Below are 14,648 nucleotides of genomic sequence, written 5' to 3'. Positions count from 1 at the left end.
AGTTTTTTTATTTCTTCAGTATCAAAAGGCAATCGCCCTGCCAAAAAGAGCGATCGCCTTCAATAAATCTCAAAATTGTGGAATTTAGGCTTTGGGAGAGAAAGCAAACTTCTCGACTGCCAACTCACTTACTAGCCCCATCTTGCCAGTTTTCACGTCTACCGTAAACAGGGCATTGTTTTTGACACGATTGTCAGCAGCAAGCGCATACAATTGACCGGAGGAAGAGAAGGCTAAGTCTTTCACATCGTTAACAAGGGGACGTCCCTCAAAGTTCAGTGGAGTCAGTCTCTGAATTTTAACCTTGCCAGTAGCTATGGCTTTATCCTGCAAGTTCATTGAAACTAAAACAGGGACACCTTCTGAACTAATCTCGGTTGCGAAAATATTTCCCTTCGGATCTTGGCATAGGTTAGCGAATCGATGGGTAGGCGGCAGTTGGGGTAAGCCCAGATCATCGCCAGAAAGAATTTTACCTGTGTTGAGATCAAGTGTTCTAAAAGCAAAAGGCGTAATGCCCTCAGTTCCTACCAGGGATATAACTTGATTCTTGGGAAGGCTGAGTAAACTGTCGACTGTCTGATTGGATTTCTCGAAGTCTAGAACTGTTTGGGCTGTGAATTTAGCGCTAGTAATGCTTTCAACAGTAGAAGCTATGCCGCCAATAGAAATAAGATAGTTGAAATAACCATTTCTCGTGCTAGAAACCGTAGAAATTACGATAGTTCCATCTGCGAGTACTATCAATTTCGTAATCCGGTCATAATCAGGAAGAAAGAAGGCCCGAGGCGTTTTCGGTCTCGATGATAGATTTTCAACAGACAGAACTGGCACACTAGCTTTAGAGAGAACCTTTCCCGTCGCCAGATCAGCAACGCTCAGTTCCACTGATGGAGTTTGGTTTTCCCGATTTTGCTCTTTGGATGCACTCAGGAGGTTGACTCCATAAATAACCTCCTGACTCGGCTCACTGTTTTGAGCAAGCACCTTACTAGAGAGATCGGCCACAATAGTGGAAGTCAAACTGGCAGCTGCCAGTTGGGTAAATTGTCGACGTTTCAAAGGTGACATTGATGATTTCTGTGGGATAGTTTAAGGAACAATCAGGTTGGCATTTGGCGTTAGGGGTCTAGCTCCCATATCTGCTAAAATATTGACAGTTATTTGCTTGACGCGATTATCTTCCCGAGCTGGATTAACACCATCACTGTCTAGACCCCACGCCCACTGAATTGTGCCAGAGGCAAAAACTTTAGCGCCACTACTGGCTGTGTAGCGGGTGGAGTGGGATTTGGTAAAATCCTGGTTGGCAGGGAGGGATTGTTCTCCAGGTGGTTCGTCGAAGGTTGGCAATGTGCCAGAGGGCTGGACTGGTGACTCAGCCAAAACGACAAGATTGGCAGGACTAGACCCATTATTAACGATAAAATCCCATTCGTAGCCTACTAACAGAGTCAACTGATCTCCATCCTGGAGTCCCGTGTTTGCATAGTAAGGATCGCTGCTGTTGGTGACGACAAAATTATAACCACTGTAGAGATCGAGGTCGCTACCGTACATAACTCCTAACAAAGAGTTTTCTGGGCGTTGGTTCTGGACGCTGCGGAATTTATTAGTAGCAGCTGATGGCCCCTGCTGCTGAGCAACTGGATCTAATGCCCAATCTTGTTTGTAGCAGGCCATCACCCGGTTGGACTGTACTTGCCCAGCAGCAGGAGTGGAATCTTCAAACCTGACTCGCCAATAGCAAGTATTAGCAGAGAAAAATCCTATATTAATTCCGGCATTGCGCGCAGCTTCGACATAATCGCGGATTTCTTTAGACCAATACTCATCATGGCCCACAGACAGGAATACTTTGTGATTGAGCAATCTTTGTCCGTCGGTATGAACCTGCATGTTGTCGGTATAGGTGACATCGTAACCTTGAGATTCCAGCCAGCGCACCATATTGTATTCCCATCGTAGGAGTGTGTCAGGCTCAAATGACTGTTCATAAGTTGCTTGGTAGACAGGTCGGTCGTAGGAAACCTTGAAAGCCCGCTGACCACCAATGCTGTTAAAGCCGTACAAGCTGTAACCACCCGTCGCACTATAGGCCAAAACAGTGGAAACGCTGCTCTGAAATAGAATATCGGCGGTGCTGCTATCATCACGAACGACAAACCACACATGTGCCACTTTGCTAGTTGCTTGGTCAGTCAGCTTGGCGAGATAAAGACCACTAGTCCAGTTATTGCCTACCTGCACGACGTAAGAAGTTGTCCAGTTACATTCGATCAGGCGAGTATTGGGGTCTAGGGTGCAAGCGGGTTGCGTCGTACCATTGAGCGAGCCACTGCTGGCCATTAATCTTCCTCCTGTGCCACCATAGTAGCCCAAGCGGTATACGTCGATGGTAAACTGTCCAGGTTGTGCAAGAGAAACCTTAATGTCCAGCGATCCCCCCTTATTGACACTGGTTGCTGAGGCATAGCCAGCAATCTCACCATTGGCCCGGTTGACAAGTTTCCAATTAGTTGTGCCAGAATTTAGGTTTTCCAAATAGATGGGATTGGTGTTTGCTGGAGTTGCTGTAGCCGAGAAGGTGATACTACCGATGCCGGCTGCCGTGGCGGTTACTATCACCCCTCCAGGTCCACTCGGCACTGGCCCCAGCGTCAAGTTCGTACTTGCTTCACCGCTAGCATTAGTCTGTACACTGGCAGGCGAGACTGAACCTCCACCATTAGTAATGGCAAAGTTGACCGTCACTCCCGATTGAGGATTATTTTGAGCGTTTACAACTCGCACGACTAAGGGGTTGGGCAGAGTCGATCCCGTAGTGCCAATCTGATTGTCTCCACTGACTTTAATCAAGGTACTGCCAACGACAAAGCCGATATCCCGATAATAGTTACTATTGCGATAAGAGCTAGTTGGGAAAGAATTTGGAGTAATATTGTATACTCCATTGTTACCGTCAGCTACTGAGCTGAGGTCGCCATTGACTATGGAGTTGCCCAGCTCATCATTGGTGGCGACATAATAGGCGTTGACGTTAACAGAGACTACATAAGTCGTATTAGCTTGAATGTTAACTGGTGTTTCTAGTAACTGTTGCTGCCAACCAGAAGCTGTCTCGTTAGTAAAAGTGACGCTTTCTAGGAGCGTTCCCGTGGCTGTCCAAATCTTGCCAATATGAGTTCCTGTCTCACTAGAGGCTTTCCAAAAGCGAATGGCAGTAATCTGTCCCCCTTTGGTGCTGCGGAATTTCATACCTAACTCATAGGGAACGCCATCAGTGACATTGGAAATGCTCGGCACTTGAGTCGTTAAAACTGTTTGTGTGCCTCCTGGAGGATTCGCAGTCGCTGAGAAGGTAACACTACCTATTCCGTCTGCTGTGGCACTTACAGTATTAGTTACTGGACTGATCGCACCAGGGCTAGCTCCCAGCGTTAAGGTGGTGCTAGCCTGACCGCTAGCATTAGTTACTGCACTAGCAGGTGAGACTGACCCCCCGCCACTGGTAACGGCAAAGTTCACCGTCACCCCGGATTGAGGATTACCAGCACTGTCTTTGACCTGAACAACTAAGGGGTTAGGCAAGGTAGCTCCGGTTGCACCAGTTTGATTGTCGCCGCTTACCTTTGTGATTGTCGGTAGGGCAACAGGCACAAAGTTAATGTCACGAAAATAATTAGTATTCCGGTAGGAATTATTTGGGAAAGCCCCTAGAGTCCCATTAAATACCCCATTATTGCCGTCTGCTACTGAGCTAAGATCGCCATTAGTTATGGAACTGCCCAATTGATCATAAGTGGCGACATAATACTCATTGATGTTGACAGAGACTACATAGGTCGTATTTGCTTGAATGTTAATTGGTGTGCTGAGAGCCTGTTCCTGCCAACCAGAAGCAGTCTCATTAGTAAAAGTGACACTTGCAAGGAGTGTTCCCGTTGCCGACCAGATCCTGCCAGTGTGAGTTCCCGTCTCGCTAGGGGCTTTCCAGAAGCGAACAGCAGTTATCTGTCCCTCTGTAGCACTACGGAACTTCATGCCTAATTCGTAGGAAGTATTATCAGTGAAATCTGAAATGCTTGGGACTTGATTGGTAAAGAGCGTAGCCATAGGTATGTTGTAAGAAATTTAATTACTACTGGTTATAAAAGCAACTTTTATCATTAGTAATACTGTAATAATTGTCTTTAATTAAGCTAGTTGATGGATGCTAGATTAAATTTACTAGAAACAATTTACACACAAAGATTTTTTAAACTTGACAAGCCATCTTCAAAACTTTCACCACATAGTCCTGTTGCTGTTGAGTCATCTGATGAAATAGGGGTAACAGGACAGTATGATCTTGTGCTTGCTCACTCTCACAAAGGCGATCGCAAGTTCCTTTTCTACAGTGACAAGTTTCTTTTTCGCTGCCACACGACCAAGTTTCCTGTTCATATGCCACTTCGCGGTGGGCGCACATAATTCCCCGACGTGTAGATATCCCTGCATCCAGCATTGTCTGCATTACTTGCCGTTGATCAGATTTCTGAGGCAACCTGACGCAGTAACTCTGCCAGTTACTTTTTGCCCAAGCTGGTTCTGTCGGTAATTTCAATCCAGGCACATCTGCAAGCATTTCTTGATACCTTTGTGCCAAATAACGCCGACGCTCAACTATTTCTGGCAGGCGTTTAAGTTGTTCCCGTCCTACTGCTGCTTGGATATCGGTCATGCGGTAGTTGTAACCCAGCATCGGGTAAGACTCAAATATTACCTGTTTTGCACCGTGACGTACGGTGTCAGGAACACTCATTCCATGCTGTCGCCAGAGACGAAATTGCTTATCCCACTCAGGGTTGTTGGTGGTAAGCATTCCACCGTCACCCGTGGTAATGACTTTGCGCGGATGGAAAGAAAAACAGGCAATATCCCCGTGTGGTTTGCCGATTTTCTCCCATTGTCCGTCCCAGAGAATTTCACTACCAATGGCACAGGCAGCATCTTCAATGACTGGTAAATTGTGACTGCGGCCAATGTCCAAAATGGCTTTCAGGTCACAAGGCATCCCCATTTGGTGAACGATGAGAATAGCACGAGTGTGATCGCTAACTGAATCCTCAATTAACATTGGGTTGATGTTATATGTCTGCGGTTCAATATCCACAAACACGGGGATTGCCCCACAGTAACGAATGCTGTTGGCGGTGGCAATATAGGAGTGGCTGACGGTAATCACTTCATCTCCTGGCTGCACTCCCACAGCTAACAGTGCCAGGTGTAAGGCTGTTGTACAATTAGAAACAGCACAGGCATACTTAGCCCCTACGTAAGCTGCAAAATCTTGCTCAAAGGCGGAGACTTCCGGTCCTTGGGTCACCCAACCAGACATAATTGCGCGCCTAGCTGCCTCTGCCTCTGATTCACCCATCCAGGGTTTAGCAATTGGAATAGATTGTAGCTTTTCAGACATTGCTTGTTTCCTTCATTTGCTTTTCAGAGCGCCACCAATTCACCAATCGACGCAATCCCTCTTCTAGAGACACCTGTGTTTCAAAGCCTAGTAATTGCTTAGCTTTGCTCACATCCGCAAGTCGGCGCTGTACGGGGTTAACTTTGCGTTCTGGGCCATATTCTGGCTGCAAATCGGATTCCATCACCTTAGCCAAGCTATAGGCGAGGTCATTCAAACTACTTTCTACACCACTAGCAACATTAAACACTTCGTCTGTAACATCAGCTTTAGCAGCTAAAATATTGGCTCTGGCGATATCTTCGATATACACAAAGTCCATAGTCTGCTTACCATCGCCAAAAATTAGTGGCGGCTGACCTGCGGCAATCCGATCCATCCACCGGATCAGCACTTCGGTGTAGACACCGTAAATATCCATGCGCGGTCCGTAGACATTGAAGTAGCGCAATGCTACATAGTCTAGACCGTACATATCATAGAAACTACGTAGTAATCCTTCGTTAAAGACTTTGGCTGCGCCGTAGAGGGTGCGGTTATTGTAGGGGTGATGAGATTCTGGAGTGGGGAAATCTTCTGCCATCCCATAAATAGAAGCTGAAGAGGCTGCAACCACCTTTTGAACTTTAGCGTTGACTGCGGCTTCCAAAACATTAAACGTACCATCCGCTAGTACTTCCAATGCCAAACGCGGTTCTTCTGCACATTGAGTAATCCGGATTGCTGCTTGGTGAAAGACATAATCTACACCTTGCATCACTTCCCCTAAAAGTTTTTGATCCCGAATATCGCCTTCAACAATAACTAGAGGCCCATGTTCTTTTGCCCAAGCCAGATTTTCCAGTCGTCCGCGCGTGAAATTATCCAAAACAATAATTTCCGCCACTCCTTCTTTGACTAGCAAATCGGCAATATGGGAGCCAACTAAACCTGCGCCACCCGTAATTAAAACTCGACTATTTTGCATTTTCTGTATTCTCCGATGGTTTGTATCCTTCTCGCCAGCGTAAAAACCGAGCCGGAACACCAGCTACAATGGCATAAGCTGGTACATCTTTAGTGACAACTGCACCAGCACCCACAATACTGTGTTTACCGATTGTCACCCCAGGAAGGATGACCGCATTCATCCCAATATCGGCTCCTGTTTCAACTTTTACCGATTTAATTTCGAGGTCTGTTTTGATAATTGGCACATCAATGGGCAATCCAGTGTGGCTAGAACCCAATACTTTTGCACCTGGCCCCCAACCCACGTAATCTTCAATAATCAAGTCACGGGCATCAAAGTAACTCTGTGGTCCAATCCAAACCTGATTTCCAATTACACACTTACCATCGAATCTTCCCTGAATATAGCTGTGGGAACCAATGAACACCCTATTTCCAATTTCAAAGGTTTCTAAATGCTTGAAACCTACACTACTACCAATATGAATGCCGTGTCCGAATTTACTTGCTACTGCACGCCAAATAACTCGCCGCATTAACCCATCAAAATCTCCATCACCGATCGCAAAGCGGGCGTACAATTCGATTAATCCGTTATTACCATATTGATGGCGTAAATATTCTGCCAGCCCCACCTCATAATCTGGGTCTAGCTTCAATTCTTGTGAGCCATGTACAGCTTTGACTATCCTACTTTTAACTGGCTCAGACATTTAAACACTCTCACACACGGCAGCGCTAACAATTTTTATCTGCTCTGAAGAAAGTTCTGCACACATTGGCAACGAAAGTACTTCATTGGCTACCAATTCAGCACAAGGAAAATCACCAGCTTTGTATCCTAAATCTGCATAGGCCTGCTGCAAGTGTACGGGAATGGGATAATGAATGCCTGTTTGGATTCCTTGCTCCTGTAGTTTTTTTTGTAGTGCATCTCGCTCCTGACTACGCACTACATAAACGTGATAAACGTGATAACTATAGGGCATTACTGCTGGTGTTTTTACATCAGAGTTTGCCAAGAGTTGATCATACAGTGCTGCATGGGCTCTGCGTGCCTCTGTCCAAGCATCTAAATAGCGCAATTTTACTCGCAAAATAGCGCCCTGGATACCATCCATACGATAGTTATAACCCTTGAGAACATGGTGATACCTTTGTTCTTGCCCCCAATCCCGTAACATTTTGATGGTACGGGCATATTCAGGGTTATTAGTGACGACTGCGCCACCTTCACCGTATGCCCCTAAATTCTTACCTGGGTAAAAACTAAAACAGCCAATATCCCCAATACTGCCTACCCGTTGGCCTTTGTATTCAGCACGGTGGGCTTGGGCAGCATCTTCAATTACAGTCAAACCATGACGCTGAGCAATTTCCATGATCGGGTTCATGTCTGCGGGTTGACCGTACAAATGCACTGGCAAAATGGCTTTAGTTTTTGCAGTTATGGCTTGTTCAATTTTGGTGACATCAATGGTGTAGGAAACCGGATCAATATCTACAAATACGGGCGTTGCGCCAGTGTAAACAATAGCTGCAACAGTAGCAACAAAAGTAAAAGGTGTGGTAATAACTTCGTCACCGGCACCAATACCAGCTGCCAAGAGGGCTAAGTGCAAGGCGCTAGTGCCTGTATTTAAGGCTATACTGTAATCGGCATTGCAATATTGGGCGAACTCTTGCTCAAAAGCTGCTACCTCACTCCCCAAGATAAATTGGGTACTTTGCAAAACTTTGAGGACGGCAGCATCAATTTCTTCTTTAATGCTCAAATATTGAGCCTTGAGGTCTACGAATGGAATCATACCGCTACCCCTGCTATGTTAAGTTCAACTAATTGTCCCTGCTTTTTCATAGACTCAGTAGCAGCTTCCAGAATTCTGACTACCCGCAGTCCAGCTTGCCCATCGGTAATGGGGCGATCGCCTGTTTGAATACAATTAATAAAGTGCAATCCTTCTGTCCGCAGTGCTTCTGTTACTTCCAAATGCGGCGCCCACATATCTCCTGCACGGTAACCAATCAGCATTTGGTATAAGCTTTCAGCATTGCCATTGACGGTAATCCCCTTGTCGTAAATCTTGACCTTCTCGCTAGGTTCTAAGTCATCGTAAACAATCATGCGTTGGCTACCACCAATCAGTGTACGACGGACTTTCACGGGTGCTAACCAGTTAACATGGATGTGAGCAATTAAATTACCTTCAAAGAACAGAGTTAAATAGGCGATATTTTCCGGTTCCCCAGGTACATGACTCATCCCTGTTGCCGAGACAGCGTAAGGTTGGGATGGTAGTATGTAGTCCATAATGGAAAGGTCGTGGACTGCCAAATCCCAAATCACATTGACATCGTGCTGGAAGAGTCCCAGGTTGACGCGCACGGAATCATAGTAGTAAATATCACCAATTACATTGGTGACTACTAGATCGCGCATTTTGCGTACAGCACCCGTATAGACAAAGGTGTGATCCACCATCAATACTAAGTTGCGTTTTTCTGCCTCTTCAATTAGCCGCATGGCTTGTTGTGAGGAGACTGTCATCGGCTTCTCTACGAGTACGTGCTTGTCAGCCTGCAATGCAGCTAAAGCCAAGTCGAAATGGGTAGACACTGGTGTTGCGATCGCCACAGCATCTATTTTGGGGTCGTTAAATATATCTTGGCAATCTGTTGTGACTTGTATATTTGGATATCGAGCCTGCACCTTTGCCAACAGTTCTGGTTTAAAATCACTAACCGTTTTTACCTGCGCCCCTGGAGTTTCAACAAAATTTCTGACCAAATTTGGTCCCCAGTAGCCATAACCAATCACACCGATATTAATGTTTTTTCCCATAGTTTATAACTAATCAAAATTTATATTAGGTGAATAGAAAGCAGGAACAATAACAAACAAATAAGAATATTTTTTGATGAAAAAATCTAGAGATATAGTGTTTTTATTTTCATATATTGTTTTAACCAAATTCTCGGCATCTTTTTTGATATCAAAGTAGGATTAACTACAAATACTGGCTGTCATTTCTTGATTCTGGCAGCGATCGCGGACATCGCCAATAATCCGAGCAGGTACTCCTACCACAATTGCATAATCGGGGACATCACGAGTCACGACTGCCCCAGCCCCAACTATGGCTTTTTCCCCTACTGTCACTCCTGCTAAGATAGTGGCATTGCTACCAATCGAAGCACGGTATTTGACTCGCGTCTCTACAACATCCCAATCAGCATCAGTTTTCAAACTACCATCTTCGTTAGTAGCACGGGGATAAATATCATTAGTAAACATCACACCATGACCAATGAACACTTCATCTTCAAGAATGACTCCTTCACAAAGGAAACTGTGTGATGATACTTTACATCGACTGCCGACAATCACATTTTTTTGCATCTCTACAAAAGTACCAATCTTGGTTTCATCACCAATAGTGCAACCATAAAGGTTGACAAGTTGGGGATGAAATATTTTCACATTATTGCCTAACTGAACATCATTATTTATTGGCATTATCTCTCCCCATTTAATTGATTAATATTTTTCTCCAGTTTTCCAAACCGCATCTTCTAAATAAGTACATTCATTTGCCTCCCACGGATAATCTGGTCGTTCAAATTCATGCATACTAACTTCAAACTGGCAAATTTCCTGGAGATTTTCTAGCAGGGTTTCACTACGTCGTTCAGAGAACCATGTTGTTAAGGTATAGGAACCCATGTAAAGCCGCAATTTAGGTATTTCACATCGGAAAATATGAGTTCCCGGTTCATGGCGAAAAGGTGCATCAGAAAAAAACCAAAAAATAGCAATAGGCTGTTGCAGGGAACTAACTATTTGAAATGAAAAGGACAGACTTTCATGGGGTTTCTCTATATTTAAGGCAAACTCAAATGTAATAGGTTTTCCCCAACAGTGAATCCCTTCTCCTTCGGAAGTATGCACTTTTGCCCAAGCGACGTAGTTACCAGTTTTGTTTTGTGGTGCTTGATAAGCAGCTCGTGCTTCGATATCTTCTTTTTGTCCACAAAGATATAACTGCACTGCTTTGCTAGTAGCACCATCAAACTGAACTTTACCTTTGGAAAGCAGGATACAACGTTTGGTTAGCTGGGCGATCGCTTGCATACTATGGCTAACAAACAAAACTGTCCGCCCTTCTTTGCTTGACACATCTCCCATTTTCCCCAAGCACTTCTTTTGAAATGCGGAATCGCCTACTGCTAGCACTTCATCTACAATTAAAATTTCTGGATCTAGGTGGGCAGCAACGGAAAAAGCGAGGCGCACATACATTCCCGAAGAATAACGCTTGACTGGTGTATCTAAAAACTTTTCTACTTCCGCAAAAGCAACTATTTCATCAAATTTCTTTTTGATCTCGACTCTACTCATCCCTAAAACGGAACCGTTGAGGAAGATGTTCTCTCGCCCTGTGAGTTCAGGGTGAAATCCTGTTCCTACTTCTAGTAGGCTTGCTACCCGCCCTTTAATAGAGATACGTCCCTTGGTTGGTTCGGTAATGCGGCTCAAAACTTTGAGGAGTGTTGATTTTCCGGCTCCATTGCGTCCAATCACACCAATAGCTTCACCTTGCTTAATCTCAAAAGCAACATCTTTCAAGGCCCAAAATTCTTCACGAGCAGGGTTAGACATTTTTTGATGATTGGGCTTAATTAAGCTCTTTGTCAGAGACTTGGCTCCATCAGTAATTACATCTCGTAGAGCCTTGTAACTGTGATGGCTAGAATTGTTTAGTTGGTGAGCAATAATAAATTTTTTTCCGAGATTTTCTACGCGAATTACAGTATCAGACATCTGCTTTACTCCTTCCCTAGATTACATCAGCAAATGTCCGTTCCATTTTGCGGAAGTACCAAACGCCAGTTACCAGTAATAAGGCAACTAATCCCACAGATAGGGTAAAGCCAGGCAAGTAAATTTGTGAGTCTCCACCTAAAATTGCCCAGCGAAAGCCATCTATTACACCCACCATCGGATTTAATGAGTAAAGTAATCGCCACTGTGGTGGTACTATGCTGCTAGTGAATCCTACAGGGGAAATGTACAAGCCAAATTGCACAATAAAAGGCACTATGTAGCGAAAATCACGATATTCAACATTTAATGCTGCCAACCATAGTCCAGCACCAACAGCTGCTGCAAAGGCAATCAATATAAATACTGGTAGGGTGAGAATCCGCAAGTTTGGTACAAAGTTATACCACGCCATCAAACCCAACAGAATCATACCAGATACCATGAAGTCGACAAAGCTAACTATCACGGCACTTATGGGTACAATCAGACGTGGAAAGTAGACTTTAGAAACCAAATTGGCATTAGTAATCAGGCTGTTACTGCACTCACTCAGGGCGTTAGCAAAAAATTGCCAGGGCAACATAGCAGCGAACACAAGTATCGGATATGGCACTCCGCCGGAAGGGAATTTCGCTAAACCTCCAAATACTACGCTAAAAACAACCATTGTCAAAAATGGTCGGATCAATGCCCAAGCTATGCCGATCGCTGTTTGCTTGTAACGTACTAAAATATCTCGCCAAGCAAGAAAATACATTAACTCCCGGTAGCGCCAAATATCTTTCCAATACTGATGTTCAGTACGTCCTGCTTCAATTACTAGTTCGTGCTGAGAGGCAATCTCTTGACTACTCATAAATTATTTGTTGGTTGTTGATAGTTGGTTATTAATAGTTGATGTTGATGACAACAAGCAACAAACAACTCTTAACTACAACTAAGTTTGATTTATCCTACAAACTGAAAATCTTTGATGCTGTTGTGGTTAATTAGTCGTGATTGTCGGCGAGTAAACTCACCTACAGAAGGGTTTCCCTTGGGATCTATCACTCCTGTTGCATGTTGCCAAAGTTCTCGTGGCACATTCTTAATTTCGTATGTATTATTTTCGTGTTTACGTACGTGATACCACTTAGTTGACTGGCACTGATCACACCAAAAAGCTTCTACCCATTCTCCCTCTAGGGGGACTGCTGTCTGGTGTGCGACCAAAATTAATGCATTCCGTCGAGGTATACCTCTTTGTTGTAATTGTCCTACCCGGTCTGCATACAACTGATATTTTTGGCTAACACTATTGAGATAACATCCATGAATCGGACAATATATGGCTCTGCGTTTCGAGCGTTTCCGATTACGGTCACACCTTCTGTGCAATTCGGCCTCCCATTATTAATTAGAAGGTTACGTTGGAGGGACTGAGATCATAGGACCATCGAAGCCCAGCTCCTAAATAAATAAGATACGATTTTACTTGATTGGTGATGTTATTTATACAAGCCAATACTCTGCTGCAAGACTTGTAAATATTGTCGAGATATGATTTGAGGTGTAAAGTGCGATCGCATATACTGACGACCAGCCCTACCCATACGCTTTGCTAATTCTTGATCTTGGCTCAGCAGGCGAATAAACTCAGCCAAACCATGACTGTCTCCATTTTCAAAGGTGTCACCACAATTGGCTTCTGTAATCATTTGTCGCAAATATGAATACTGTGAACAAATGACTGCTATTGGTCGCCCAGATGCCAAAGCTGGATAAAGTTTGCTGGGAGCAACTAAACTTTCCATTCCAGCATCCACACTCACTAGAGATAAATCACCAGCTGTTAGAGAGAAAGGTAATACTTCCTTGTCTTGATAAGGTAAAAAGACAAAATTTTTTAGTTTTAAGCGATTTACATCTTTGATTAATTCTTCCTTTTTTGCTCCACTACCAATAAACACAAACTGAATTGGTTCATCTTGTAGTAGTTTTGCTGCTTCCAAGATGGTGTCCATGTCATGACAACGACCCATGTTGCCAGAGTAAATTACTGTAAACTTATTTACTAAGTTGTGCTTCCATGCGAACCAGTTTTCTTTTTTGGCTATGGGTATAATCAAATCGGGATCTCCCCAGCTGTGAATTACAGAAACCTTATCAGCTACCTGTGGGCAAATAGCAGTCACTCGCATTTTCATTGCGGGACTGAGAACTATAAGTGCTTTAGATTTTTGCCAAACTAACTTATTTAGTTTCTGCCAAAGCTTTGCTAGCCAATGGTCTTTTGAGATCACTTTCAAAGCGATCGCAATATCTGGATATAGATCATAGATTATGCAGACATAGGGAATTCTCAACCAAATATGAGCTAAATATCCTATAAATGGCAAAAATGGTGGTGCTGTGGTTAATAGCAATAAGTTGAAACGATTACCGTTTTTCAGTAAATGAAGTACGGCGCGCAGAGTAAACAAAACTCCGTTGACTGCTTTACCTCGAATGCGTCCCGGCCAAAGTTGAGCAGTGCGCGATCGTTGTACTTGTACTTTATCTAAATTTTCCACAGATGGGGCATGAGAAGATCGAAAAGCATATCCTGGCTGACTTGTAAAAACTTCAATATCTACCCCTAGATTTCCCAATTCCCTAGTAAGTTCTTCTAGCAATTGTCCTGTAGCTGCGTAATCTGGAGGAAAAAATTGAGTAACGACTGACAATTTGAATTTTTTTTCCGTTTTGATCAAATCTTCAGTCTTATCCTCCGAATAAGCAGAGCTATATAGAAACAGTTTTTGATTAATCCATTTACTGAGTGTCATCGGCTCTATCCTGTACTAAAACTTTAGTCTAGATGACCTTCTTAACTATTCAATTCGTAAAAATCTACATCCTTGCATCAGCAAGCTTAAGTTTCTAAATATCAAATAAACATGATTGATTAAAAACTATTTGTTTGCTATCGGAAAATCTTTTTCTACATTTAGTTAAAGATAATTTTTGTCAATAGTATACATAAGTCAGTATTTGCTCATAGATTCCTATTATAGGCTTTGTTAGCAGGTAAGGTAAGGTTGTTTGCATAAAAATTAGTATTTTTATCTAAGTTTTAACTAATCTTTAAAAAGTAAATTTTTGCATATTCTTTAATATATAGGCAATCAAAATCGCGACGAACATGAATTGTGAAAAAGTATGCCGTCAGAAAAATATTCAAACTACATTATTTGCTTTAATGAATCAATTTCCTCAACGAAAATTTAAATCATAAATCAGAACAGCACTCTCCAGCTTTTAAACAATAGAAATCAATCTGTGGTTGAGAAATATTTTTCCGAAGTCAGTGTGTTTTAAAAAAGAATAAATTAACAGCATAGATTTTATCCTATACAAAGTAATATGTTGGATGGGGTGGACTGAAAATTA

At 43.3% G+C, this 14,648-nt stretch carries 12 protein-coding genes; all 12 read right to left on the bottom strand.

Annotation, left to right across the window (positions count from 1 at the left end; translation table 11 throughout):
* Positions 1 to 84: 84 nt before the first annotated feature.
* On the bottom strand, positions 85 to 1,071 hold the full coding sequence (locus NIES592_RS16905; RefSeq protein ID WP_073556359.1) for a hypothetical protein: 987 nt from the start codon (positions 1,069 to 1,071) through the stop codon (positions 85 to 87).
* 21 nt (positions 1,072 to 1,092) lie between these two features.
* Entirely contained in the window at positions 1,093 to 4,116 is a 3,024-nt protein-coding gene (locus tag NIES592_RS16900; protein ID WP_073556358.1) for a N,N-dimethylformamidase beta subunit family domain-containing protein, read from the bottom strand.
* 142 nt (positions 4,117 to 4,258) lie between these two features.
* Complete coding sequence (locus NIES592_RS16895) at positions 4,259 to 5,461, bottom strand: DegT/DnrJ/EryC1/StrS family aminotransferase (protein ID WP_073556357.1); 1,203 nt, start codon at positions 5,459 to 5,461, stop codon at positions 4,259 to 4,261.
* On the bottom strand, positions 5,454 to 6,428 hold the full coding sequence (locus NIES592_RS16890; RefSeq protein ID WP_073556356.1) for an NAD-dependent epimerase/dehydratase family protein: 975 nt from the start codon (positions 6,426 to 6,428) through the stop codon (positions 5,454 to 5,456). The genes NIES592_RS16895 and NIES592_RS16890 overlap by 8 nt, the downstream gene beginning before the upstream one ends.
* Entirely contained in the window at positions 6,418 to 7,125 is a 708-nt protein-coding gene (locus tag NIES592_RS16885) for an acyltransferase (protein WP_062244758.1), read from the bottom strand. Before NIES592_RS16885 ends, NIES592_RS16890 begins: the two co-directional genes overlap by 11 nt.
* The gene (locus NIES592_RS16880) at positions 7,126 to 8,220 is read right to left on the bottom strand and encodes a DegT/DnrJ/EryC1/StrS family aminotransferase (protein ID WP_073556355.1); all 1,095 of its coding nucleotides are present in this window, start codon (positions 8,218 to 8,220) and stop codon (positions 7,126 to 7,128) included.
* The gene (locus tag NIES592_RS16875) at positions 8,217 to 9,254 is read right to left on the bottom strand and encodes a Gfo/Idh/MocA family protein (protein ID WP_073556354.1); all 1,038 of its coding nucleotides are present in this window, start codon (positions 9,252 to 9,254) and stop codon (positions 8,217 to 8,219) included. The genes NIES592_RS16880 and NIES592_RS16875 overlap by 4 nt, the downstream gene beginning before the upstream one ends.
* A 162-nt stretch (positions 9,255 to 9,416) precedes the next feature.
* Positions 9,417 to 9,929 (bottom strand): acyltransferase, encoded by a 513-nt coding sequence (locus NIES592_RS16870; protein ID WP_062244767.1) that lies wholly within the window; start codon positions 9,927 to 9,929, stop codon positions 9,417 to 9,419.
* A gap of 21 nt (positions 9,930 to 9,950) precedes the next feature.
* Positions 9,951 to 11,234, bottom strand: coding sequence for an ABC transporter ATP-binding protein (locus NIES592_RS16865; protein ID WP_062244771.1), 1,284 nt, complete (start codon positions 11,232 to 11,234; stop codon positions 9,951 to 9,953).
* Between the two features lie 16 nt (positions 11,235 to 11,250).
* Positions 11,251 to 12,093: an ABC transporter permease gene (locus NIES592_RS16860; protein ID WP_062244774.1), complete on the bottom strand. Its 843-nt coding sequence runs from the start codon at positions 12,091 to 12,093 to the stop codon at positions 11,251 to 11,253.
* Between the two features lie 92 nt (positions 12,094 to 12,185).
* Positions 12,186 to 12,614 (bottom strand): hypothetical protein, encoded by a 429-nt coding sequence (locus tag NIES592_RS16855; protein WP_062244778.1) that lies wholly within the window; start codon positions 12,612 to 12,614, stop codon positions 12,186 to 12,188.
* A 110-nt stretch (positions 12,615 to 12,724) separates the two neighbouring features.
* Positions 12,725 to 14,044, bottom strand: a complete 1,320-nt coding sequence (locus tag NIES592_RS16850; RefSeq protein WP_073556353.1) for a glycosyltransferase family 4 protein — start codon at positions 14,042 to 14,044, stop codon at positions 12,725 to 12,727.
* Positions 14,045 to 14,648 lie beyond the last annotated feature (604 nt).

Origin of the sequence: Fischerella major NIES-592, from assembly GCF_001904645.1 — a bacterium.
In the GTDB taxonomy this organism is placed as follows: Bacteria; Cyanobacteriota; Cyanobacteriia; order Cyanobacteriales; family Nostocaceae; genus Fischerella; species Fischerella thermalis.
The sequence above is the reverse complement of the archived record's forward strand: the minus strand, read 5'-3'. Positions and strand labels throughout refer to the sequence as shown.

Coding starts and splice junctions, on each gene's coding strand:
- NIES592_RS16860 (WP_062244774.1), bottom strand. CDS start 12,093: ATGAGTAGTCAAGAGATTGCCTCTCAGCACGAACTAGTAATTGAAGCA.
- NIES592_RS16875 (WP_073556354.1), bottom strand. CDS start 9,254: ATGGGAAAAAACATTAATATCGGTGTGATTGGTTATGGCTACTGGGGA.
- NIES592_RS16905 (WP_073556359.1), bottom strand. CDS start 1,071: ATGTCACCTTTGAAACGTCGACAATTTACCCAACTGGCAGCTGCCAGT.
- NIES592_RS16880 (WP_073556355.1), bottom strand. CDS start 8,220: ATGATTCCATTCGTAGACCTCAAGGCTCAATATTTGAGCATTAAAGAA.
- NIES592_RS16900 (WP_073556358.1), bottom strand. CDS start 4,116: ATGGCTACGCTCTTTACCAATCAAGTCCCAAGCATTTCAGATTTCACT.
- NIES592_RS16850 (WP_073556353.1), bottom strand. CDS start 14,044: ATGACACTCAGTAAATGGATTAATCAAAAACTGTTTCTATATAGCTCT.
- NIES592_RS16865 (WP_062244771.1), bottom strand. CDS start 11,234: ATGTCTGATACTGTAATTCGCGTAGAAAATCTCGGAAAAAAATTTATT.
- NIES592_RS16895 (WP_073556357.1), bottom strand. CDS start 5,461: ATGTCTGAAAAGCTACAATCTATTCCAATTGCTAAACCCTGGATGGGT.
- NIES592_RS16890 (WP_073556356.1), bottom strand. CDS start 6,428: ATGCAAAATAGTCGAGTTTTAATTACGGGTGGCGCAGGTTTAGTTGGC.
- NIES592_RS16885 (WP_062244758.1), bottom strand. CDS start 7,125: ATGTCTGAGCCAGTTAAAAGTAGGATAGTCAAAGCTGTACATGGCTCA.
- NIES592_RS16870 (WP_062244767.1), bottom strand. CDS start 9,929: ATGCCAATAAATAATGATGTTCAGTTAGGCAATAATGTGAAAATATTT.